Source organism: Desertibaculum subflavum (genome assembly GCA_003576705.1).
GTDB classification, from domain to species: Bacteria; Pseudomonadota; Alphaproteobacteria; order Ferrovibrionales; family Ferrovibrionaceae; genus Desertibaculum; species Desertibaculum subflavum.
Genome location: QOZS01000012.1, coordinates 34,900 through 55,571 on the forward strand (window position 1 = coordinate 34,900; position 20,672 = coordinate 55,571).

Annotated in this window: 17 protein-coding genes; 11 read left to right on the forward strand and 6 right to left on the reverse strand. The window is 67.3% G+C overall.

Annotation, left to right across the window (positions count from 1 at the left end; all coding sequences use genetic code 11):
- The 3 genes from DT074_RS08165 to DT074_RS08175 all read left to right on the forward strand — a co-directional run bounded on the left by DT074_RS08165 (position 1) and on the right by DT074_RS08175 (position 5,100).
- Positions 1 to 1,737, forward strand: coding sequence for a hydantoinase B/oxoprolinase family protein (locus DT074_RS08165; protein ID WP_119419343.1), 1,737 nt, complete (start codon positions 1 to 3; stop codon positions 1,735 to 1,737).
- 143 nt (positions 1,738 to 1,880) lie between these two features.
- Complete coding sequence (locus tag DT074_RS08170) at positions 1,881 to 4,217, forward strand: xanthine dehydrogenase family protein molybdopterin-binding subunit (protein WP_119419344.1); 2,337 nt, start codon at positions 1,881 to 1,883, stop codon at positions 4,215 to 4,217.
- Between the two features lie 13 nt (positions 4,218 to 4,230).
- A complete protein-coding gene (locus DT074_RS08175; protein WP_119419345.1) occupies positions 4,231 to 5,100 on the forward strand; it encodes a fumarylacetoacetate hydrolase family protein in 870 nt (289 codons plus the stop codon).
- Here DT074_RS08175 and DT074_RS08180 read toward each other — a convergent pair.
- Complete coding sequence (locus tag DT074_RS08180) at positions 5,084 to 5,755, reverse strand: TetR/AcrR family transcriptional regulator (protein WP_119419346.1); 672 nt, start codon at positions 5,753 to 5,755, stop codon at positions 5,084 to 5,086. The genes DT074_RS08175 and DT074_RS08180 overlap by 17 nt on opposite strands.
- A gap of 71 nt (positions 5,756 to 5,826) precedes the next feature.
- On the opposite strand from DT074_RS08180, the gene DT074_RS08185 reads away from it, so the two are divergent.
- Genes DT074_RS08185 through DT074_RS08195 form a run of 3 tightly spaced genes read left to right on the forward strand, consistent with a single transcriptional unit; the run spans position 5,827 to position 9,522 of the window.
- On the forward strand, positions 5,827 to 7,272 hold the full coding sequence (locus tag DT074_RS08185; RefSeq protein WP_119419347.1) for a 4-hydroxyphenylacetate 3-hydroxylase N-terminal domain-containing protein: 1,446 nt from the start codon (positions 5,827 to 5,829) through the stop codon (positions 7,270 to 7,272).
- Positions 7,269 to 8,744, forward strand: a complete 1,476-nt coding sequence (locus DT074_RS08190) for a 4-hydroxyphenylacetate 3-hydroxylase N-terminal domain-containing protein (protein WP_162914724.1) — start codon at positions 7,269 to 7,271, stop codon at positions 8,742 to 8,744. The genes DT074_RS08185 and DT074_RS08190 overlap by 4 nt, the downstream gene beginning before the upstream one ends.
- 22 nt (positions 8,745 to 8,766) lie before the next feature.
- Complete coding sequence (locus DT074_RS08195; protein WP_119419349.1) at positions 8,767 to 9,522, forward strand: DUF3750 domain-containing protein; 756 nt, start codon at positions 8,767 to 8,769, stop codon at positions 9,520 to 9,522.
- Between the two features lie 7 nt (positions 9,523 to 9,529).
- On the opposite strand, the gene DT074_RS08200 is transcribed toward DT074_RS08195, so the two are convergent.
- Positions 9,530 to 10,201, reverse strand: a complete 672-nt coding sequence (locus DT074_RS08200) for a DNA-3-methyladenine glycosylase I (protein ID WP_119419350.1) — start codon at positions 10,199 to 10,201, stop codon at positions 9,530 to 9,532.
- A gap of 74 nt (positions 10,202 to 10,275) precedes the next feature.
- Here DT074_RS08200 and DT074_RS08205 point away from each other — a divergent pair, with 74 nt between their 5' ends.
- Positions 10,276 to 11,031 (forward strand): SDR family oxidoreductase, encoded by a 756-nt coding sequence (locus DT074_RS08205; RefSeq protein ID WP_119419351.1) that lies wholly within the window; start codon positions 10,276 to 10,278, stop codon positions 11,029 to 11,031.
- 22 nt (positions 11,032 to 11,053) lie between these two features.
- The gene (locus DT074_RS08210; RefSeq protein ID WP_119419352.1) at positions 11,054 to 11,953 is read left to right on the forward strand and encodes a TauD/TfdA dioxygenase family protein; all 900 of its coding nucleotides are present in this window, start codon (positions 11,054 to 11,056) and stop codon (positions 11,951 to 11,953) included.
- A 4-nt stretch (positions 11,954 to 11,957) separates the two neighbouring features.
- Here the strand turns inward: DT074_RS08210 and DT074_RS08215 are convergent, their stop codons facing one another.
- Positions 11,958 to 12,296 carry a hypothetical protein gene (locus DT074_RS08215; protein WP_119419353.1) on the reverse strand — a complete coding sequence of 113 codons (339 nt, stop codon included), beginning with the start codon at positions 12,294 to 12,296 and terminating at the stop codon, positions 11,958 to 11,960.
- Between the two features lie 238 nt (positions 12,297 to 12,534).
- On the opposite strand from DT074_RS08215, the gene DT074_RS08220 reads away from it, so the two are divergent.
- Positions 12,535 to 13,734 carry an APC family permease gene (locus DT074_RS08220; RefSeq protein ID WP_119419354.1) on the forward strand — a complete coding sequence of 400 codons (1,200 nt, stop codon included), beginning with the start codon at positions 12,535 to 12,537 and terminating at the stop codon, positions 13,732 to 13,734.
- 45 nt (positions 13,735 to 13,779) lie between these two features.
- Here DT074_RS08220 and DT074_RS08225 read toward each other — a convergent pair whose 3' ends face one another.
- Genes DT074_RS08225 through DT074_RS08235 form a run of 3 tightly spaced genes read right to left on the reverse strand, consistent with a single transcriptional unit; the run spans position 13,780 to position 18,442 of the window.
- Positions 13,780 to 14,835 carry a 2-oxoacid:ferredoxin oxidoreductase subunit beta gene (locus DT074_RS08225; RefSeq protein ID WP_119419355.1) on the reverse strand — a complete coding sequence of 352 codons (1,056 nt, stop codon included), beginning with the start codon at positions 14,833 to 14,835 and terminating at the stop codon, positions 13,780 to 13,782.
- The gene (locus DT074_RS08230) at positions 14,832 to 16,670 is read right to left on the reverse strand and encodes a 2-oxoacid:acceptor oxidoreductase subunit alpha (RefSeq protein WP_119419356.1); all 1,839 of its coding nucleotides are present in this window, start codon (positions 16,668 to 16,670) and stop codon (positions 14,832 to 14,834) included. The genes DT074_RS08225 and DT074_RS08230 overlap by 4 nt, the downstream gene beginning before the upstream one ends.
- Positions 16,658 to 18,442, reverse strand: coding sequence for an FAD-dependent oxidoreductase (locus DT074_RS08235; RefSeq protein ID WP_119419357.1), 1,785 nt, complete (start codon positions 18,440 to 18,442; stop codon positions 16,658 to 16,660). The genes DT074_RS08230 and DT074_RS08235 overlap by 13 nt, the downstream gene beginning before the upstream one ends.
- 431 nt (positions 18,443 to 18,873) lie before the next feature.
- On the opposite strand from DT074_RS08235, the gene DT074_RS08240 reads away from it, so the two are divergent.
- Positions 18,874 to 19,533, forward strand: a complete 660-nt coding sequence (locus DT074_RS08240) for a DUF1194 domain-containing protein (RefSeq protein ID WP_162914725.1) — start codon at positions 18,874 to 18,876, stop codon at positions 19,531 to 19,533.
- Between the two features lie 15 nt (positions 19,534 to 19,548).
- Entirely contained in the window at positions 19,549 to 20,625 is a 1,077-nt protein-coding gene (locus DT074_RS08245) for a TIGR03617 family F420-dependent LLM class oxidoreductase (RefSeq protein ID WP_119419359.1), read from the forward strand.
- The last annotated feature ends 47 nt before the right edge of the window (positions 20,626 to 20,672 follow it).

A 20,672-nucleotide genomic window follows, 5' to 3' on the forward strand; every position in this document is an offset into this window, starting at 1 on the left:
ATGACCGCCAACGATCCGCTGTCGCCGATCCGCCTGCAGCTGATGTGGGACCGGCTCATCGCCGTGGTGGAGGAGCAGGCGCTGGCCCTGATCCGCACCGGCTTCTCCACCTCGACGCGCGAGGCGGGCGATCTTTCCGCCGGCGTGTTCGACCTGGACGGTGCCATGCTGGCCCAGGCGGTGACCGGCACGCCCGGCCATATCAATTCCATGGCGCGGTCGGTCCGCCACTTCCTGGACAAGTTCCCGATCGACACGATGAAGGAAGGCGACGTCTTCCTGACCAACGACCCGTGGAAGGGCACCGGCCACCTGCACGACTTCACCTTCGTCACGCCGACCTTCCGGCGCGGCCGGATGGTGGCGCTGTTCGCCTCCACCTGCCACGTGGTCGATATCGGCGGCCGCGGCATGACCGCCGATGCGCGCGAGGTCTACGAGGAAGGGCTCTACATCCCGCTGATCCGCTTTGCCCATGCGGGCAAGGTCGACAAGACCCTGATCGACATCGTGCGGGCCAATGTGCGCGAGCCGGTGCAGGTGGTCGGCGACCTCTATTCGCTGGCGACCTGCAACGACATCGGCTCCAAACGGCTGATCGCCATGATGGACGAGTTCGGCATCGACGACCTGAACCGCCTGGGCAAGCACATCCTGGAGAAGTCGCGCGCCGCCTCGCTGGAGGAGATCCGCAAGATCAAGCCGGGCACCTACAAGTTCACCATGCGGGCGGACGGCTATGACCATCCGCTCGACCTGGTGGCGACAATGACGATCGGCGAGACCGGCATCGACGTCGATTTCGCCGGTACCTCGCCGGTCTCCTCCTACGGCATCAACGTGCCGATCTGCTACACCGAGGCCTACGCGTCGTTCGGCGTGAAATGCATCGTGGCGCCGAAAGTGCCGAACAACGAGGGCTCGCTCTCGGTCATCCGCATCACCGCGCCGGAGGGCTGCATCCTGAACGCGCCGCCGCCGTCGCCGGTCTCCACCCGGCATGTCACCGGCCAGATGCTGCCCGACGTGGTGTTCGGCTGCCTGCACCAGGCACTCGGCGGCAAGGTGCCGGCGGAAGGCACGTCATGCCTGTGGAATCTCTCGGCGCTGGGCGGGCCCGGCCGCGCCGAAGGCGATCCGGCGGAGATGGCGAAGGCCATGCCGTTCAACATCATCAGCTTCCATTCCGGCGGCACCGGCGCCAGGCCCGGCAAGGACGGGCTCTCCGCCACCGCCTTCCCGAGCGGCGTGCGCAACATGCCGGTCGAGATCAACGAGGCGATCTCGCCGATCGTGATCTGGAGGAAGGAGTACCGCACCGATTCCGGCGGCGCCGGCCAGTATCGCGGCGGGCTCGGCCAGGTGATGGAGGTCGGCAACCTCGATCCCGCGGCCTTCGCGCTCAGCGCCTATTACGACCGCATCCAGAACCCGCCGCGCGGGCGCGAAGGCGGCAAGGACGGTGCCGCCGGCGATCTGCGCCTCGGCTCCGGAGCCAAGCTGCGCGGCAAGGGCGTGCAGACCGTGCCGAAGGGCGACCGCGTGGTGATCAGCATGCCGGGCGGCGGCGGTCTCGGGCATCCGTGGGCCCGCGATGTCAAGGCGGTGGCGAGCGACGTACGCCTCGGCATGGTGACGCCGGAAGCGGCGCGACGCGATTACGGCGTCGTTGTCGACGCGGAGGGCAAGGTCGACGCGGCCGCCACGGCGGATCTGCGCCGCGCCGCGGCTGAGTAGCCGCATTCTTCACGCAATGCCGAATTGACCGCCACGCCGTAGGTGCGGAGCGTCGGCGCAGGCGCGCCGATATCGACTCCCGCCGATTGTTGTTACAATGAACAAAATCGCGGCGCGCGAAGTCTCGATCGCGGAGGGAGGAAATGGGTCAGTTCGGTATCGGCCAGTCGGTCACCCGCTTTGAGGACCCGCGGCTCATTCAGGGCCGCGGCCGCTTCCAGTCCGACGTCAACATCCCGGGCCAGGCCTATGCGGTGTTCCTGCGCTCGCCGCACGCGCATGCGAAGATTCGCTCGATCGACCTGGCGGCCGCGCAGGCAGCACCCGGGGTGATCGCCGTCTATGACGGCAAGGCCTATGCCGCCGACGGCCTCGGCATGCCGAAGGCGACGATGCCGCGGAAACGGCCGGACGGCTCGCCCATGTTCGCGCCGCAGCGCCCGGCGCTGGTGATCGACCGCGTGCGCTATGTCGGCGATCCGGTCGCCATGGTGATCGCCGATACCCTGGCGCAAGCCAAGGACGCGGCCGAGCTGATCCAGGTCGATTACGAGGAGCTGCCTTCCGTCACCTCGACGGCGGAGGCGACGCAGCCCGGCGCCGCGCCGGTCTGGGACGAATGCCCGGACAACATCTCCAACATCGTCGAGCGCGGCAACAAGGCGGCGACGGAAGCGGCATTCGCCAAGGCGGCGCGCACCTTCAAGCGCCGCTATGTCATCACCCGCGTGCATGCCCAGTTCATGGAGCCGCGCGGCGCGCTCGGCACCTACGACCCGGGCGAGGACCGGATGACGCTCTATGCCGATGTGCAGTACCCGCACCGCGTGCGCAACATGCTGGCGCAATCGGTGTTCAAGGTGCCGGAGAGCAAGTTGCGGGTGATCAGCGGCGATGTTGGCGGCGGCTTCGGCACCAAGGGCTGGCAATATGTCGAGCACCGGCTGACCTTGTGGGCCGCGCGCAAGCTGAACCGCCCGGTCAAGTGGACCTGCGAGCGCTCGGAAGCCGTGATGGCCGACGAGCATGGCCGCGACAATATCGGCGAGATCGAGCTGGCGCTGGACGCGGACAACAGGTTCACCGCGCTCCGCCTCAACATGCTCTGCAATATCGGCGCCTATATCGGCTCCGACCGCAACCTCTTGTCGCCGTTCGGCATGATCGTGACGGTGACCGGCGTCTACAACATCCCGGCCGCCTATGTGTACCTGACCGGCCTGCTCTCCAACACCAACCCGACCGCGCCCTATCGCGGCGCCGGACGGCCGGAGGCGATCTACCTGATCGAGCGCGCGATCGACGACCTCGCCCGCGAGGCCGGCCTGGACCGCGTGGAGCTGCGGCGCAAGAACGTCATTCCCGCCGCCGCCATGCCGTATCAGGCGCCGCTCGGCCCCTATTACGATTGCGGCGAGTTCGAGAAGAACATGGAGCTGGGCCTCGAGCTCGGCGACGTGAAGGGCTTCGCTGCCCGGCGCGAGGAATCGCGGAAGCGCGGCAAGCTGCGCGGTCTCGGCATCGTCAACGCCATCGAGCAGGCGGCTGGTACGGCGCAGCCGGAATATGCCGAGGTGCGCTTCAATCCCTCCGGCACGGCGCAGATGCTGATCGGCACCAAGGCGCAGGGCCAGGGCCACGAGACCATGTACAAGCAGATCCTGCACGAGCGCCTCGGCATCGACCCGTCCGAGGTGCAGTTCATCGACGGCGATACCGACCGCGTCGCCTTCGGCATGGGGTCGAACGGCTCGCGCTCTGCCGTCATCGGCGGTTCGGCGCTCTACTTCGCCGCCGGCAAGGTGATCGACAAGGGCAAAAAGATCGCCGCGCACATGCTGGAAGCGGGCATCGACGATATCGAGTTCGCAAACAACAGCTTCAAGGTCGCCGGCACCGACCGCAGCGTCACCTTGAAGCAGGTGGCGCAGGCCGCCTTCCAGGGCGGCAAGATGCCGCCGGGCATCGAACTCGGCCTCTACGAGAACGCGACCTTCCTGAACCCGAAGGACACCTTCCCCAACGGCTGTCATGTCTGCGAGGTCGAGGTCGATCCCGATACCGGCGAGGTGCGGCTCGACCGCTATGCCGTGGTCGACGATGTCGGCACAGTGATCAATCCGCTGACCCTGAAAGGCCAGATCCATGGCGGCGTGGCGCAGGGCGTGGGCCAGATCCTGTCCGAGCAGGTGGTATGGGACGGCGAGACCGGGCAGCTGCTCACCGCCAGCTTCCTCGACTACGCCATGCCGCGCGCCGACACGATGTGCGACATGGTGATCAAGTCGAGCCCGGTGCCGACGCAGTACAACCCGCTCGGCGCCAAGGGGGCGGGCGAGGCCGGCACGGTCGGCGCCATGCCGGTGGTGATGAACGCGATCATGGACGCGCTGGCGCCGCTCGGCGTGCGCGAACTCGACATGCCGGCGTCGCCAGACCGCGTCTGGCGCGCCATCGACAAGGCCAAGACGACAGCATGAGGGAGGAACGGCTATGAGCGTTCTGGAGGGACCGCGCCGCGAGATCCGCCGCGTGATGTATCGCGGCAGCGCCTACTGGGCGGTGCCGAAGGAGGACAAGCTCGAGCTTGGCGACGGCCGGGTGGTGGCGGAGACCGAGGTCGGTTATCTGCCGCCCTGCAGCCCAAGCAAGATCCTCTGCATCCACGTCAACTACCGCTCGCGCCTGTTCGAGTTCCGCGGCACCAACACGCCGCCGCCGACGCCGACCTATTTCCAGAAGCCGGTCACCGCGCTGAACGCGCATGGCGGCGAGCTGGTGCGGCCGGAAGGCTACAAGTACCTGAACTACGAAGGCGAGGTCGCCGCCGTGATCGGCAAGGTGACCCGCAACGTCTCGCGCGACGAGGTGTGGGAGAATCTCGCCGGCTTCGCGCCGGGCAACGACGTCGGCCTGCAGGACATGCGCAACACCGATTCCGGCTCGATGCTGCGGGTGAAGGGGCCGGACGGATTCTGCCCGATCGGGCCCGGCCTCGTTTCCGGCGTCGACGTCACGCAATCGACCCTGCGCAGCTACAAGAACGGCAAGCTGGTGCAGGAAGGCGCGATTTCCGAAATGATCTTCGGCATCGACTACATCATCGCCGATCTCGCCCGCCACATCACGCTCTTGCCCGGCGACGTGATCATGACCGGCACGCCGGCCAATTCGCGGCCGATGCAGCCCGGCGACAAGATCGAGGTGGAAGTCACCGGCCTCGGCCGCCTGACCAACCATGTGGTCGCAGCACCGGCGCCGCGCGCCAAGGTCGGGCACGAGCCGACCGATACCGAGGAAGTGCGCCGCATCGCCCTCGGCAACGACGAGCGCCTGCCGCCGCAGATCAAGGGCGCCCGATGAGCCTGGCTCCCGCGCGCCTCGTCGGCGCGCGGGAGCCGGCGACCGCCGTTTCCAGCCGCCGGCGCAACTGGGCGTCGAAGCCGTCGCGGTCGATGTCGTCGTTCAGCCAGTTCTGCAGCAGCAGGAAATAGACCGAGAAATAGACCTGCGCGGCATCGCCAGGATCGAGCTCGCGGCCGATCTCGCGGCGGCGCTGCGCCTCCCCGATCAGGCGGGCGACCCCGGCATTGATCACGGTGCGGACGCCCATCACCTCGCGGCGGCGCTCGCGATCCTCGTTGAAGGCGATCTCGCGGATGAAGGCACGGGCGAGCCGCACGTCCTCCGCGTGATAATCGGCGAGCCCGCCGAAGACGTGCATCAGCTGGTCGACCAGCGGCGCCGCCGCCGGCACGGCCGCGAACGCCTTGTCGATCACCCCCTGCATCTCGTCCATGAAGACGAGCAGCAGCAGGTCTTCCTTGGATCGCGCATAGAGAAACAGCGTGCCCGCGGCGATGCCGGCCGCGGTGGCGATCTCCTGCGTCGTCGTCGCGGCGAAGCCCTTGCGGCGGAACAGGCGGCCGGCCGCCGCGAGGATGCGGCGGCGCTTCTCCTGCTTGTTGCGTTCGCGGCGGCCCGGTTCGGACGGCGCGAGATCGGGCTGGCTTGACATGTCTGCGCACAGGAATACGCTTATAAAAAAATGAGCGCACTCATTTTTTATGTCCACCAGGGGAGGGACGGATGGGAGCGAGAACCGGCGCCGAGTTCCTGAAAGGGCTCAAGAGCCCGCGGTCGATCTGGCTCGGCCGCGAGAAGGTGACGGATGTGACGGAGCATCCGGCGCTCGCCGGCGCGGCGCATGCCCTGGCCGAGGTCTTCGACCTGCAGCACCGCGAGGCCGCGACCTGCCTGATGCCGGATCCGGAGACCGGCGAGCCGATCAATGTCAGCCACATGATCCCGCGCTCGCGCGCCGACCTGATGCGCCGGCATGCCTGCCTGGAAAAGATCGCAGAGTTCTCGGTCGGCCTGATGGGCCGCACGCCGGACTACATGAACGTCACCTATGCGGGCTTCGCCGGCCGCGACGACGAATGGGGCGCCTTCGGCAACGAGGGCGGCGCGACGAACCTGGTCGCTTATCAGAAATTTCTCCGGCGCAACGATATCTCGCTGACCCACACCATCGTGCAGCCGACCGTCGACAAGGCGCTGGGCGACGTGCCGGCCGCCGGCAATGACGTGGCGCTGCACAAGGTCGCCGACACCGAGCACGGCATCGTGGTGCGCGGCGCGCGCATCCTGGCGACCCTGGCACCGTTCGCCGACGAGATCGCGGTTTATCCGGCGGCCCAGCTGCCGCCCGGCGCCGATGCCTATGCGCTGTCCTTCTGCATCCCGATGTCGACACCGGGCCTGAAATTCATCTGCCGCGACAGCGTCAGCGTGGCCGGCAACCGGCACGACCACCCGCTCTCCTCCCGCTTCGACGAGCAGGATGCTTTCGTCATCTTCGACAATGTGGAGGTGCCGCGGAACCGCGTCTTCATCGACTGCAACATCAACGTTTACAACAACGTGATGCGCACCGGCTGGTACCCGAACATCACCCAGCAGACCATGATCCGGGCGCAGACCAAGCTCGAATTCGCCTGGGGCGTGGCGCTCCGCATGGCGGAGGCGATCAATTCCCTGCAGCCGCCCTCACTGCAGCAGATGGGCGAGATCCGCACCTATGCCGACCTCACCCGCGCCGCGATCGCCGCCGCCGAGCACGAGGCGCATGATTACGGCAATGGCTGCTGGTTCCTGGACAAGCCGCCGATCACCGCGTTGAAGGCGATCCTGCCGGTCTGGATGCCGCGCGTGGGCGAGATCATCCGCCTGCTCGGCTCGCACAACCTGCTGGCGGCGCCGACCAAGGCGCAGATGGACGACAAAGAGCTCGGCCCCCTGATCGAGCGCTATCTGCGCGGTGCCGGCGACACGAATGCCGCCAAGCGCGCGCGCATCTTCCGCCTGGCCTGGGATTTCGCCGGCAGCGCGCTGGCCAGCCGCAACGAGCAGTACGAGCGCTTCTATCTTGGCTCGATCCAGCGCAACTACCAATGGGTCCAGACCTTGGCCGATCGCAAGCGTGCGGATCGGCTGGTCGATCGCTTTCTCAGCGAAGGCACCGGGCCGTGAGGCGCGGCGCCGAATACCGCGATGCGCTGCGCGACGGCCGCCGCGTCTGGCTGCTGGGCGAGGGCCAGGTCGACGACGTCACCGCGCATCCGGCGACCCGGCCGATGGTCGACGAGTATGTCCGCTGGTACGACCGCCACTTCGATCCGGCCTGGGCCGATATCGTGCTGGCGCCGCGTGACGGCGACGGCGCGCGCACGCCCTGGGCCTATACGGTGCCGAAGAGCGCGGAACAGCTCCGCGCCATGGGCCACTGCTTCCTCAAGACCACGTTCGAGACCGCCGGGAATGTGACCCACACGCCGGCCTATGGCCACCTGATCGCCATGGGCGTGCAGGTCGCCGTGCAGATGGGGAAGCCCTCGGCCGAGGAGCTCGCGAAGGTGGAGACCTACCGCGCGCTGATCGCGAGCACCGGCCGTTTCCTCACCTTCTCCGCCGGCTCCGCCACCATCGGCCAGCGTCTCAATCCCGATCCGGCCCGGCGCACCGCGCTGAAAGTCGTGCGCGAGACAGACCGGGGCCTGATCGTCGACGGCAAGGTCGGCATGCATACGAGCCCGGCCTATGCCGAGGACGTCTATATCGGCGCGCTGAACGGCGCCGAGTATCAGGGCCGGCGCGCCACCTTCGCGGTGGCGGTGAACAGCCCCGGCGTCACCGTGATCTGCCGCAAGCCCTCGCGCCACGATGCCAATCCCTTCCTCGCGCCGCTCAGCAGCCGGTACGACGAGCTGGACGGCCAGATGTGGCTCGACAACGTGCTGGTGCCATGGGAGCGCGTCTTCCTGGTCGATCCCTCGCCCGAGCCGGTGGCGACCTGGCTGTTCTGGCATCAGCTCTATTGCTGGCTCGCCAAGGCGGAGTTCTCGCTCGGCCTCGCCTTGGCGCTGACCGACGCGATGGGGTTGCGCGAGCACGAGCAGACCATCGACTATCTGGTCGACCTGATCGCCGCGGTGCAGACGGTGCGCAGCTGCCAGATCGCGGCAGAGGCCGATCCGGACTTCACCACGGCCGGCAATTGCCAGCCGAACCACGCCCATGTGGCCGCCGGCAGCATCGCCATGCTGAACGCCCGGCCGCGCATGAACGACATCCTGCGCACGCTCCCCGGCTCCTCGCTGGTCGTGGCGCCCGCGGACAGCGACCTCGCGGCACCGGAGATGGCGGCAGGTCTCGCCGAATCCTTCGCCGGCGGCGGCTATACCGCCAAGCAGCGCTCTGCCCTGCTGCAGCTCGCCTGGGACCATGTCGGCTCGGCCCTGGATGCCCGTGAATCGGTGTTCGAACTGCATGCCAATGGCGGCGTGCAGACCTGGCGCGGCCGCCTGCGCCGCCGTTTCGACGGCTACAACGAGCTCGCCAATGGCGTGCTGCGCGCGCTGCCGCTGGACATGCCCAAGGTCGACCTGACCGGCGTCCGCGAAATCCCGCTGGCCCAGCGCCGCCCGGTCACGCCGAAGGGATAGCGGGCGCCCGAGGCGGTTCGCTATGCTGGCGTCGATGCGCCTGTTCCGCTTCCTGCTGCTGCCGCTCCTGCTCGTCTTCCTGCTGCCGCTCGGCGCCCATGCGGCGTGGTGGATGGCGCATGATCACCCCGCGAGCTGGAGCGCCGCCAACTGGTCGAGCAGCGGCGTGCTGCCGGCCGCCGATGCGAGCCGGGAAGCGCAGGTGCTGGTCTTCGCCGCCCGCACCGGACGCTGGAAAGGCATCTTCGCGCATCACAGCTGGATCGTGCTGAAGCCGGCCGGCGCCGCCGACTACGTGCGCTACGACAAGGTCGGCTGGGGCCGGCCGGTGCGCAAGAACGGCTGGGCCGCGGATGCGCTGTGGTACGGCAACCGGCCGGAACTGATCGGCAAGGCGGTCGGCGCCGAGGCTGAGGCGCTGATTCCCCGCATCGAGGCCGCCATCGCCGCCTACCCGCACAATCGCAACGGCGGCTACAACGTCTGGCCCGGGCCCAATTCCAACACCTTCGTCGCCCACGTCCTGGCGCAAGTGCCGGAGCTCGACGCCGTGCTGCCGCCGACCGCGATCGGCAAGGACTGGACCGAGGGCCTCGCCTTCGGCGCGAGCCCGAGCGGCACCGGATTCAGGTTCTCGATCGCCGGCCTGTTCGGCGTCACGCTCGGCTGGGTCGAGGGCGTCGAGGTCAACCTGCTCGGCGCCGTGCTCGGCCTCGACATCCGCCGGCCGGCGCTGAAGCTGCCGGGCTTCGGCCGGCTCGGGGTGCCCGTGGTCTGATCGCGCGTCAATCGCCGACGCTCATTGCCAGGATGCGGCTGATATGGGTGAGCGGGCGGCCGCTTTCCTTGGCCCATTGGTTGAACACCGCCTGCACTTTCTCCAGGTCCTTTTTCGCGGTCGGCTCCTTCGCCACCACGCCCTCGCGGATCAGCGCCGCCGTCACGTCGCGGCTCAGGATGAAGCTCTCCTTGCCCATGCTGCGCAGGAAATACTGCGAGGTGGCACCGCCCATGCGGTCGCCGCCCTGCTTGAAGATATCCACCAGGTCAATGTAGCGGTCGGCCGGCCAGTTGCCGACCAGCTTGCCGATCGATCCATGCTCCTTGGCGAGCTGCAGCAGGAAGCCGGCGTTGGCCTGCACCGAGCGCACCTTCGGCGGGTTGCGGATGATACGGGTGTCTTTCAAGAGCTTGTCCATCGCCTCGTCGGAGAGATGGGCGCAGCGGCGCAGGTCGAAGCCCTGGAAGGCCTCTTCGAAGCCCGGCCACTTGTTCTCGACGACCTGCCAGTTGAAGCCGAACTGGAAGATCGCCCGGCTCATCGCCGAGAGCCAGCGGTCGTCGGGAATGGCCGCGAGCTGTTTGGCCGACTTCACCTTGGGCAGCTCCTGCTCGATCGCCGCCGCGCCGCCCTTGCGCCCGGCCGCCATTTTCAGGATCTCGGCGAATTTCCGCATGGCCCTCCCCCTCATCGCATCCCGGCGCTAGCATGGGGCCGAGGGCCGTATCATACCAAGGGGAGGATCGTCAGATGGCAGCCAGCAAGGTCGCAATGGTCACCGGCGCCGGCAGCGGCATCGGCCGCGCCTCCGCACTCGCTCTCGCCAAGGCCGGCTATGCCGTGGCCCTCGCGGGGCGGCGCAAGGACGCCATCGAGGCGACCGCCGCCGCGGCGCGCGATCTCGGCGTCAAGACGCTGGCGGTCCCGACCGATGTCGGCGATCCGGCCTCGGTGAAGGCGCTGTTCGCCACGACCAAGGAGACCTTCGGCCGGCTCGACGTGCTGTTCAACAATGCCGGCATGGGCGCGCCGCCGGTGGCGCTGGAGGATCTCACCTACGAGCAGTGGAAGGCGGTGGTCGACGCCAACCTGACCGGCGTGTTCCTGTGCACCCAGGAGGCCTTCAAGATCATGAAGGCGCAGAGCCCGCGCGGCGGCCGCATCATCAACAACGGCTCGATCTCCGCCCACGCGCCGCGACCGAATTCGGCGCCCTATACCTCGACCAAGCACGCCGTCACCGGCCTCACCAAGTCGACCTCGCTGGACGGCCGGAAATACGACATCGCCTGCGGCCAGATCGATATCGGCAATGCGGCGACCGAGATGACCGAGCGGATGAAGAACGGCGTGCCGCAGCCCAATGGCGAGATCATGGTGGAGCCGACCATGGACGTGCAGAACGTCGCCAACGCGATCGTGCACATGGCGAGCCTGCCGCTCGACGCCAATATCCAGTTCCTGACCGTGATGGCGACCAAGATGCCCTGGATCGGCCGCGGCTGAGCGCGGCTCGGAGGAAATCGACATGGCGATCACCATCATGCCGGTCACGCCGGATTTCGCGGCGGAGGTGCACGATATCGACCTGGCGAAGCCGCTCACGGACGCGGAATTCGCCGAGGTCGAGGCGGCGTTCGAAAAATATTCCGTGCTGGTGTTCTGCGACCAGCATCTGGAGGCGGAGCAGCATCTCGATTTCGCCCGCCGCTTCGGACCGCTCGAGACCTCGATCGCCGTCTATCGCGGCGACGAAAACCTGCGCGTCCGGCCCGAGATCGCCGATGTCTCCAACCTGAACGCCAGGGACCAGATCTGGGGCGAGAAGAGCCGCTTGCGCATGTTCCAGCTCGGCAATCGGCTCTGGCATACCGACAGCTCGTTCAAGCGGGTGCCGGCCAAGTGCTCGCTGCTCTATGCCCGCGCCATCCCGCCGATCGGCGGGCATACCGAGTTCGCCGATCTGCGCGCCGCCTACGATGCCCTGCCCGGAGAGACCAAGCGGCGCATCGAAGGCCTGGTGGCCGAGCACTCGATCCAGTACAGCCGCGCCAAGCTCGGCTTCGCCCAGTTCAACGAGGAGGAGAAGCGCGAGATGCCGCCGGTACCACAGGTGCTGGTGCGCACCCATGCCGGCTCGAAGCGGAAGACGCTCTACATCGCCTCGCATGCCGGGCGCATCATCGGCCTGGCCCAGGACGAGGCGGAAAAGCTGCTCGCCGAACTGACCGCGCACGCGACCCAGCGCCAGTTCGTCTACACCCATCGCTGGCGCGTGCACGACCTCGTCATGTGGGACGATCGCTGCACCATGCACCGCGGCACCGAGTTCGACGACCTGCGCTGGCGCCGCGACATGCAGCGCGCCACCGTCTCCGACACGGCGCCGACCTGCGAGCAGGAAGGCGCGCGCGTCGCCGCCGCTTAGCCCGCTAGATCGACCGCATCACCACGATGGCGGCCAGCGGCAGCACCACCCAGCCGCTGGTCGAGACCACGAGGCCGAGCCGGCGCTTGGCCGGATCCGCGATCAGACCGGCCAGCGCCGCAGTGACATAGGCGAGCACCGCCACCACCGCCTGGTTCCACAATCCCTCCGACACCAGCCAGGTCACCACGCCGGCGAGGAAGGCGACCGCGGCGGTCGTCATCACCGTCAGCGCCGTCCCAAGACTGGCGTCGCGCGGCAGGCCGAGCGCATGCATCACCATCGCACTCAGGCAGAAGCCGAACACCACGCATGCCACAAACAAGATTGTAAGGTCCTGCATCGCACGACCCTCCCGTCACAAAGCGGGATCAATGTAACAGAAGTATTTGGATGAAGAAGATTCCGTTTAGACAAATTAATTTGGTTCAGAAATGCGGTAAAAACACATGAAATTCTTCGAACCATGCACGTACGTAGAGGCAGGGAATCAGTGGGATGCATCATCGGGACAAGAAAGTAGGATCGAATTGGAGAGACGCTGAAGCGAATGCCTTGCCGATCACGCCCCCGGCGCCGTGATGACGATCGAAGGTAATCCGGCGCATCGGCATGGCGCGCTGCGGCGCTCGCTCACGGTAGGGCCGCTGCTCTTCTACGGGCTTGCCGTCATCGTCGGAGCGGGCGTGTATGTCGCGATCGCTTCGGTGATCGACCGGGCCGCTGCTGCGGCGCCGCTGTCGTTCCTCCTGGCGGGCGTCGCCGCCGCCATGACCGGGCTTTGCTATGCGGAACTTGCGAGCCGATTTCCGGAGGCCTCCGGCGCCGCAGCTTACGTCAAGGAAGGGTTCGGCTCCGATCGCCTGGCGCAGCTCACCGGGGCAGCCTTGACCCTGGCGGTGGCGATCGCCGCCGCCTCGATCGCCAGCGGCGCGATCCAATATCTGTCTCTGCTCGTCGCCCTCCCCTCCGCCGTCCTGATCACGCTGCTGGTCGCAAGCTTCACGCTGCTCGCCATGGCGGGGGTGCGGGAGAGCACCGGCTTCGCCGCCATCATCGGTGCGGTCGAGATACTGGGCCTGGTCGTTGCGGCCGGGGCGGGCTTCCTCGCCGCGCCCGCTTTCGATGTCGCGGCCATGCTGCCGTCGAATTTCCCCGCCTTGCAGGGTGTCGTGGCCGGCGCCTTCATTGCGTTCTTCGCTTTTATCGGCTTCGAAAGCCTGGCCAATATGGCGGAAGAGGCCAAGGACCCGCGCCGCACCATACCCTACAGCATCGTCGGCGCGGTTCTGGTCAGCACGCTGCTCTATGTCGTGGTGGCGGCGGCCCTGGTGTCTGCCGGCCGCGGTGGCCAGAGCCCTCTGATTGACCTGTTCCCGGGCGCGTACGCGACGCTGTTCGCTCTCGTGGGGGCTCTGGCCATCGCCAACGGCGTCCTGGTCGAGATCATGATGCTGGCGCGGCTGTTCTACGGCATGGCCCGACGGGGGCAGCTTCCCGCCATGCTGGGCCGCGTCCATCCGCGGACCCGCGTGCCGGTCGAGGCCACCGCGCTGGCCGGCGGCATCGTGCTGGCGACCGCGTTGCTGATTCCGTTCGACAGGCTGCTGGCCGTGGCCAACGCGCTTACCCTGGGTATTTTCGCGGTCGTCGATATCGCGCTCTGGCGCATCCAGCGCCGCCAACCGGCTGGCAAGGGCGTCTTTGCGGTGCCGCATTGGCTACCGCCGGTCGCCGCCGCGCTGGCCCTAGGGCTGATTGCGGCAGAAGCCGTCCCGTGACGGCTGTGCTCCGCAAAACAGGCCCGATGGCCGGTCCGTCACGCTTCAGCGCAGGCCCGCGTTGATCTTGTCGATCTCCGCCGCGCCGGGGCAGAGATCGCCGTCGCCGAGCTCGTTCAGCGGCGCCGTCACGGTGGCGAGCGCGCCGTGCAGGTCCTGCGGCTCCGGATCGACGAACAGAAGGCCGGTCACCACTTCGCCCTTGGCCTGCTGCTCCTGCAGGAAGTTCATCACCTTGATGCGGTCGGTCGGATCGTAATCCTCCGCCACCTTCTTCAGGCGGATGATGCTGCCGTCGTGCTGGCGCACATCGACCATCTCGCCCGGCGCGTAGTCGGTGGTGATCTCGGCCCGCGGCGTGATCACGTCGAGGAAGTTCACCGCCTCGTTATGCGCGCGCACATAGTCGAAGCTCTTGGTCGAGCCTTCGTGGTTGTTGAAGGCGACGCAGGGGCTGACGCAGTCGATGAAGGCGGCGCCGGGATGCAGCAGCGCGCCCTTGATCAGGGGCACCAGCTGCGCCTTGTCGCCGGAGAACGAGCGGCCGACATAGGTGGCGCCGAGCTGCAGCGCCATGCCGATCATGTCGATCGGCTCGTCGGAATTGACCACGCCCTTCTTGCTCTTCGAGCCCTTGTCGGAAGTGGCCGAGAACTGGCCCTTGGTCAGGCCGTAGACGCCGTTGTTCTCGACGATATAGGTCATGTTCACGGCGCGGCGGATGGCATGGGCGAACTGGCCGAGGCCGATCGAGGCACTGTCGCCGTCGCCGGAGACGCCGAGATAGATCAGATCGCGGTTCGCCATGTTGGCGCCGGTCAGCACCGACGGCATGCGGCCGTGCACGCTGTTGAAGCCGTGGCTGGAGCCGAGGAAATAGGTCGGCGTCTTCGACGAGCAGCCAATGCCGGAGAGCTTGGCGATGCGGTGCGGCGGCAGGGCCAGCTCGTAGCAGGCCTGGATGATCGCGGCCGAGATCGAATCGTGGCCGCAGCCGGCGCACAATGTCGATACGCTGCCTTCGTAATCGCGCCGGGTGAAACCCAGCGCGTTGCGCGGCAGCTCGGGATGGCGGAATTTGGGTTTGGCCAGATAGGTCATGGCACGGCCTTGCGAAGCGGGGTCACGTTGGCGCCGGCGAGGCGCTCGGCGATGCCGCCGATGATGAAGCGAGCGGTGATCGGGTTGCCGTCGTAGTGCAGCACCTTGACCAGCCGCGCCGGATCGATCTCGAGCTCATTGACCAGCAAGGAGCGGAGCTGGGCGTCGCGGTTCTGCTCGACCACGAAGACGCGGTCATGCGCGGCGATGAACGCCTCCACCTCCTCGCCGAACGGGAAGGCGCGGACGCGCAGCGCGTTCAGGTGGATGTTGCGCTTCTCCAGCTCTTCCAGCGCCTCGCTCATCGCCGGGCTGGTCGAGCCGTAATAGATCACGCCGTACTTGGTCGGCTGGCTCGCCTGCCGGAGCAGCGCCGGCGGCACCAGCTTCCTGGCGGTGGCGAACTTCTTGAGCAGGCGCTCCATGTTCTCGATGTAGTCGGGCCCCTCCTCCGAATAGCGCGCCATCCGGTCCTTGGTGGTGCCCCGGGTGAAGTAGCTGCCCTTGCTCGGATGCGTGCCGGGATAGGTGCGGTAGGGGATGCCGTCGCCGTCCACGTCGAGATAGCGGCCGAACAGCTTGCCGGATTCGAGATCGGCCGCGCTCATCACCTTGCCGCGGTCCATCTTGCGGTTCGGGTCCCAGGCGAGCGGCTTGCACAGCCGCTCGTTCATGCCGATCTCGAGCTCCAGCATGACGAAGATCGGGGTCTGCAGCCGGTCGGCGAGATCGAAGGCCGTGGCGCCGAACTCGAAGCATTCGCGCGGGTCTTCCGGGAACAGCAGCACGTGCTTGGTGTCACCATGGCTGGCATAGGCGCAGGTCAGCACATCCGACTGCTGGTTGCGCGTCGGCATGCCGGTGGAGGGCCCGCCGCGCTGCACGTCGATCACCACGGCCGGGATCTCGGCAAAATAGGCGAGGCCTAAGAATTCCTGCATCAGCGAGATGCCGGGGCCGGAGGTCGCGGTGAACGAGCGCGCGCCGTTCCAGCCGGCGCCGATCACCATGCCGATGGAGGCGAGCTCGTCCTCTGCCTGCACGATCGCGTACTTGCCCTTGCCGGTCGCCTTGTCGGTGCGATAGCGCCGGCAATGCCGTTGGAAGGCTTCCGCCACCGAGGAAGACGGCGTGATCGGATACCAGGCGCAGACGGTGGCGCCGCCATAGACGGCGCCCAGCGCGACCGCGCTGTTGCCTTCGAGCAGGATCTTGTCGCCGACCGCGTCGCGCCGCTCCAGCCGGATGCCGAGCGGACATTCCAGATTCTGGAACGCCCAGTCGCGGCCCATATGGAAGGCCTTCGAGTTGCTGTCGATCAGTTTCTCCTTGCCGCGGAACTGCTCGTAGAACAGCTTCTCGACCACTTCCGGCTCGATGTTCAAGAGCGCCGAGAGCGCGCCGACATAGATGATGTTCTTGAACAGCTGGCGCTGGCGCGGGTCCGAGTAGGCCTTGTTGCACATCTCGGTCAGCGGCACGCCGATGGTGTTGACGTCGTTCCGGAACTTCGACGCCGGCATCGGCTTGGAGCTGTCATAGAACAGATAGCCGCCCGGCTCGATCTCCTTCACGTCGGCATCCCAGGTCTGCGGGTTCATCGCGACCACGAGGTCGACGCCGCCGCGCGCGCCGACATAGCCCTTCTCGGAGACGCGCACCTCGTACCAGGTCGGCAGGCCCTGGATGTTGGACGGGAAGATGTTGCGCGGCGTCGCCGGAATGCCCATCCGGATGATCGATTTCGCGAACAGCGTGTTGGCCGAGGCCGAGCCCGAGCCGTTGACGTTGGCGAACTTGACGACGAAGTCGTTGACGGCTTCTAGGCGCGGCATTGCGGTCCCGCATGGGTCATTTCGATCAGGGATTTGCGCATGTCCCACGCACCGGTGGGACAACGCTCGGCGCAGAGGCCACAGTGAAGGCAGACATCCTCGTCCTTCACCATGAGGCGGCCGGTCTTCAGCCCGTCGGCGACGTAGAGATCCTGCGTCAGGTTCTTCGCCGGCGCCATCAGGCGCTCGCGCAGCTCCGCCTCCTCGCCGTCCGGCGTGAAGGTGATGCAGTCCATCGGGCAGATATCGACGCAGGCATCGCATTCGATGCAGAGGTTGGTGGTGAACACCGTCTGCACGTCGCAATTGAGGCAGCGCTCCGCCTCCTCATAGGCGAGCTTGTCGTCGAAGCCGAGCTCGACCTCGAGCTTGATGCTGCTCAGCGCCTCCTTGGTGTCGCGCAGCGGCACCTTGAAGCGCAGGTCGTTGGAGATCTGGTTGTCGTAGGACCATTCGTGGATGCCCATCTTCTGGCTGATCAGGCTGAAGTCGGGCGCCGGGCGAAGCCGCGTATCCTCGCCGTTGCAGAGCTTGTCGATCGACACGGCCGCGTCGTGGCCATGCGCAACGGCCCAGATGATGTTCTTCGGGCCGAAGGCGGCATCGCCGCCGAACAGCACGTCCGGCCGCGAAGATTGCAAGGTCACCGGATCGACCACCGGCATGTCCCACTTGTCGAAGGCGATGCCGAGATCGCGCTCGATCCAGGGGAAGGCGTTCTCCTGGCCGACCGCGACCAGCACGTCGTCGCATTCCAGCACGACATCGGGCTCGCCAGTCGGCACCAGGTTGCGCCGGCCCTTGGCGTCGTATTCCGGCTTCACCTTCTCGAACACCATGGCCTTCAGCTTGCCGCCATCGTGCTGCACCGACTTGGGCACCAGGAAGTTGTGGATCGGGATGCCCTCGTGCATCGCGTCCTCCTTCTCCCAGGGGGACGCCTTCATCTCCTCGAAGCCGGAGCGCACCACGACCTGCACGCTCTCGCCGCCGAGCCGGCGGGCGGAGCGGCAGCAATCCATCGCCGTGTTGCCGCCGCCCAGCACGATCACCCGCTTGCCGATCGAGGTGACGTGGCCGAACGACACGCTGGACAGCCAGTCGATGCCAACATGGATATGCGCGGCCGCTGCCTTGCGGCCGGGGATGTCGAGATCGCGGCCGCGCGGCGCGCCGCAGCCGACGAACACCGCGTCATAGCCCTCGTCCAGCACCGATTTCAGGCTGTCGATTTTCTTGCCTAGGCGCAGCTCCGGCTCAAGGCCCAGGATGTAGCCGACCTCCTCGTCGATCACCTCTTCCGGCAGGCGGAATTTCGGGATCTGGGTGCGGATCATGCCGCCGGCGAACGGATCCTGCTCGTAGATCGTGACGTGATAGCCGAGCGGCAGCAGGTCGCGCGCCACGGTGAGCGAGGCCGGGCCGGCGCCGATCAGCGCCACGCGCTTGCCGTTCTTCTGCGGCGCCGGTTGCGGCAGCCGATCGCGGATGTCGCCCTTGTAGTCGGCGGCGACCCGCTTGAGCCGGCAGATGGCAACCGGTTCCTTCTCCACCCTGCCGCGCCGGCAGGCCGGCTCGCAGGGGCGGTCGCAGGTTCGGCCGAGGACCCCGGGGAATACGTTGGACTTCCAGTTGATCATGTAGGCATCGCCGAAGCGACGCGCGGCGATCAGCCGGATGTATTCAGGGACCGGTGTGTGGGCCGGGCAGGCCCATTGGCAATCGACGACTTTATGAAAGTAGTCGGGGACCGAAATGTCGGTCGGCTTCACCGTAGGACGCTCCTCCCGTGGGGCCCGGCCGATCCGGCGGCTCGACGGTCTCCTCTGGGTCAGACGGGCCTTTTGTCGGCAGACTGCACGCCCCTCCGGCGCACCCCCCGTCCGACAATCTGCCACCGGTCCGACCCGTTGGGAGATTGGGCGTCGAGCCTGACGCCCCACCTTTCGACTGACCGGTAAACTAGGGCACCGGCCGGCGCATTGGCAAGCGCGGCCGCAGCGCTAAAGCCCCACGAAATCGAGGTAAACCCCGACAGCGCTTAAGGTTATGACGCGGTGCCGAAGTATCATCTGCGTGATCCGGAAGCCGGGCTTGCCGCGGCGCCCGCCGGCTCTGCTAGCATCCCCGGGACGTCTCGCCGGGGTTGCGCACCATTCCGATCGATCGTCGACACCTCTTGCTGGCGGCCGGCGGCCTGGCGATGGCCCCGGCCGCGGCGCGTCGCAGCCCGGCGGCTCCGCCCGCCGATCTGGCCCTCGTCCTCGCCGCGGACTGCTCCGGCAGCATGCGAAGCGAGCATTACGACCTGCAGCAGCAGGGCTATGCCGCGGCGTTCCGCCAGAAGGACGTGATCCGCGCCATCACGGGCGGGCTGCACCGCACCGTCGCCATCACCTATTTCCAGTGGTCCGGCTATCTGCTGCAGAATCTTTCGGTGCCGTGGACCCTGCTGCGCTCGCCGGAGGACGTCCTGCGCTTCGCCGCCCTGCTGGAGAAGCTGCCGCGGCAGATCTTCGCCGGCGGCACGTCGCCGGCCGGTGCGATCGATTTCGGCCGCCGCCTGCTGACCGAGTTGCCGGTGGCGCCGCAGCGGCGGGTGATCGACGTCTCAGGCGACGGCCGATCGAACAACGGCCCGCCGCCGGTGCCGGCGCGCGATACGGCGGTGGCCGAGCGGATCACCATCAACGGTCTGCCCATCCTGCATATGGAGCCGGATATCGATGCGTATTATGCGGAGAACGTGATCGGCGGTCCCGGCGCCTTCGTGGTGCCGGCGCGCGATTTCGCTTCCTTCGCAGAAGCGATTCACAAGAAGCTGATCCTTGAAATGGCGGGGGCCGGGCAGACGGCCGGCTGAACAGGGAGGACCGGGATGCGGATCGAGACGCTCCTGCCGATCGGGAAGGTGGATCCGGGCTTGCGCGCGCCCGAGCAGCAATTGGATCTCGGCCGCGTCGGCGCCGATTGCCAGCTGCTCGAGACGCTGGGTTATGACGGCGTCATGGTGGAGGAGACCAAGCAGGACCCCTTCGTGTTCTGCGCCCTCGCCGCCCAGGCTACCACCCGGCTCAAGCTCGGCACCGCCGTCGCCATCGCCTTCCCGCGCAGCCCGACCACGACGGCGCTGAGCGCCTGGACCTTGCAGAAGCTGTCGGGCGGCCGCTTCACCCTCGGCCTGGGCCCCCAGGTGAAGGGCCATATCGAGCGCCGCTACGGTCTCAAATGGTCGCCGCCGGGACCGTGGATGCGCGAATACGTGCGCGCGGTGCGGGCGGTGTGGGATTGCTGGCAGAACGGGACAAAGCTCGACGTGCATGGCGAGCACTACAACATCAACCTGATGGTGCCGCTGTTCGATCCCGGACCGATCGAGCATCCATCAATCCCGATCCATCTCGCCGCGGTGAACACCTATATGTGCCGTGTCGCCGGCGAGGTGGCGGATGGGCTGCGCCCGCACCCGGTCTGCACCGCGAGCTATATCGAGAAGGTGATGCTGCCCTCGGCGCGCGAAGGTGCACGGATCGCCGATCGCCGGCTCGACCGCTTCCAGGTGGCGATCAAGCCCTTGATCGCCACCGCGCGGACCGAAGCCGAGTTGCAGCCGAAGATCCGCGACGTGCGCGCCCGCGTCGCCTTCTATGCCTCGACACCAGCCTATATCGCCGCCTTCGAGCATCACGGCCTCGGCGATCTCGCCCGCGAGCTGGCGGGGCTCTCCAAGGCACAGCGCTGGGAGGAGATGCCGCAATTCATCTCCGACGAGGTGCTGCACACCTACGCGACGATCGGCACCTTCGAGGAGATCGGCCGCAAGCTGCACGACCGCTATGGCCGCGTGGTGACTAACGCGGAGTTCTCGATCCCGCTGAAGGACGACGCCGACCGCGAGACCCTGGCCGGCCTCGTGCGCGACCTGCACGCCGAGCCGCTGCCGAACCTCGGCTGACCCCGAGCCGCAACAGCGTCGTGCCCGGGCTTGTCCCGGGCATCCAC

What these genes read in the sequence shown, in the direction of transcription:
- DT074_RS08165 (WP_119419343.1), top strand. Translation starts at nt 1, where the DNA reads ATGACCGCCAACGATCCGCTGTCGCCGATCCGCCTGCAGCTGATGTGG.
- DT074_RS08170 (WP_119419344.1), top strand. Translation starts at nt 1,881, where the DNA reads ATGGGTCAGTTCGGTATCGGCCAGTCGGTCACCCGCTTTGAGGACCCG.
- DT074_RS08175 (WP_119419345.1), top strand. Translation starts at nt 4,231, where the DNA reads ATGAGCGTTCTGGAGGGACCGCGCCGCGAGATCCGCCGCGTGATGTAT.
- DT074_RS08180 (WP_119419346.1), bottom strand. Translation starts at nt 5,755, where the DNA reads ATGTCAAGCCAGCCCGATCTCGCGCCGTCCGAACCGGGCCGCCGCGAA.
- DT074_RS08185 (WP_119419347.1), top strand. Translation starts at nt 5,827, where the DNA reads ATGGGAGCGAGAACCGGCGCCGAGTTCCTGAAAGGGCTCAAGAGCCCG.
- DT074_RS08195 (WP_119419349.1), top strand. Translation starts at nt 8,767, where the DNA reads ATGCTGGCGTCGATGCGCCTGTTCCGCTTCCTGCTGCTGCCGCTCCTG.
- DT074_RS08200 (WP_119419350.1), bottom strand. Translation starts at nt 10,201, where the DNA reads ATGCGGAAATTCGCCGAGATCCTGAAAATGGCGGCCGGGCGCAAGGGC.
- DT074_RS08205 (WP_119419351.1), top strand. Translation starts at nt 10,276, where the DNA reads ATGGCAGCCAGCAAGGTCGCAATGGTCACCGGCGCCGGCAGCGGCATC.
- DT074_RS08210 (WP_119419352.1), top strand. Translation starts at nt 11,054, where the DNA reads ATGGCGATCACCATCATGCCGGTCACGCCGGATTTCGCGGCGGAGGTG.
- DT074_RS08215 (WP_119419353.1), bottom strand. Translation starts at nt 12,296, where the DNA reads ATGCAGGACCTTACAATCTTGTTTGTGGCATGCGTGGTGTTCGGCTTC.
- DT074_RS08220 (WP_119419354.1), top strand. Translation starts at nt 12,535, where the DNA reads ATGACGATCGAAGGTAATCCGGCGCATCGGCATGGCGCGCTGCGGCGC.
- DT074_RS08225 (WP_119419355.1), bottom strand. Translation starts at nt 14,835, where the DNA reads ATGACCTATCTGGCCAAACCCAAATTCCGCCATCCCGAGCTGCCGCGC.
- DT074_RS08230 (WP_119419356.1), bottom strand. Translation starts at nt 16,670, where the DNA reads ATGCCGCGCCTAGAAGCCGTCAACGACTTCGTCGTCAAGTTCGCCAAC.
- DT074_RS08240 (WP_162914725.1), top strand. Translation starts at nt 18,874, where the DNA reads ATGGCCCCGGCCGCGGCGCGTCGCAGCCCGGCGGCTCCGCCCGCCGAT.
- DT074_RS08245 (WP_119419359.1), top strand. Translation starts at nt 19,549, where the DNA reads ATGCGGATCGAGACGCTCCTGCCGATCGGGAAGGTGGATCCGGGCTTG.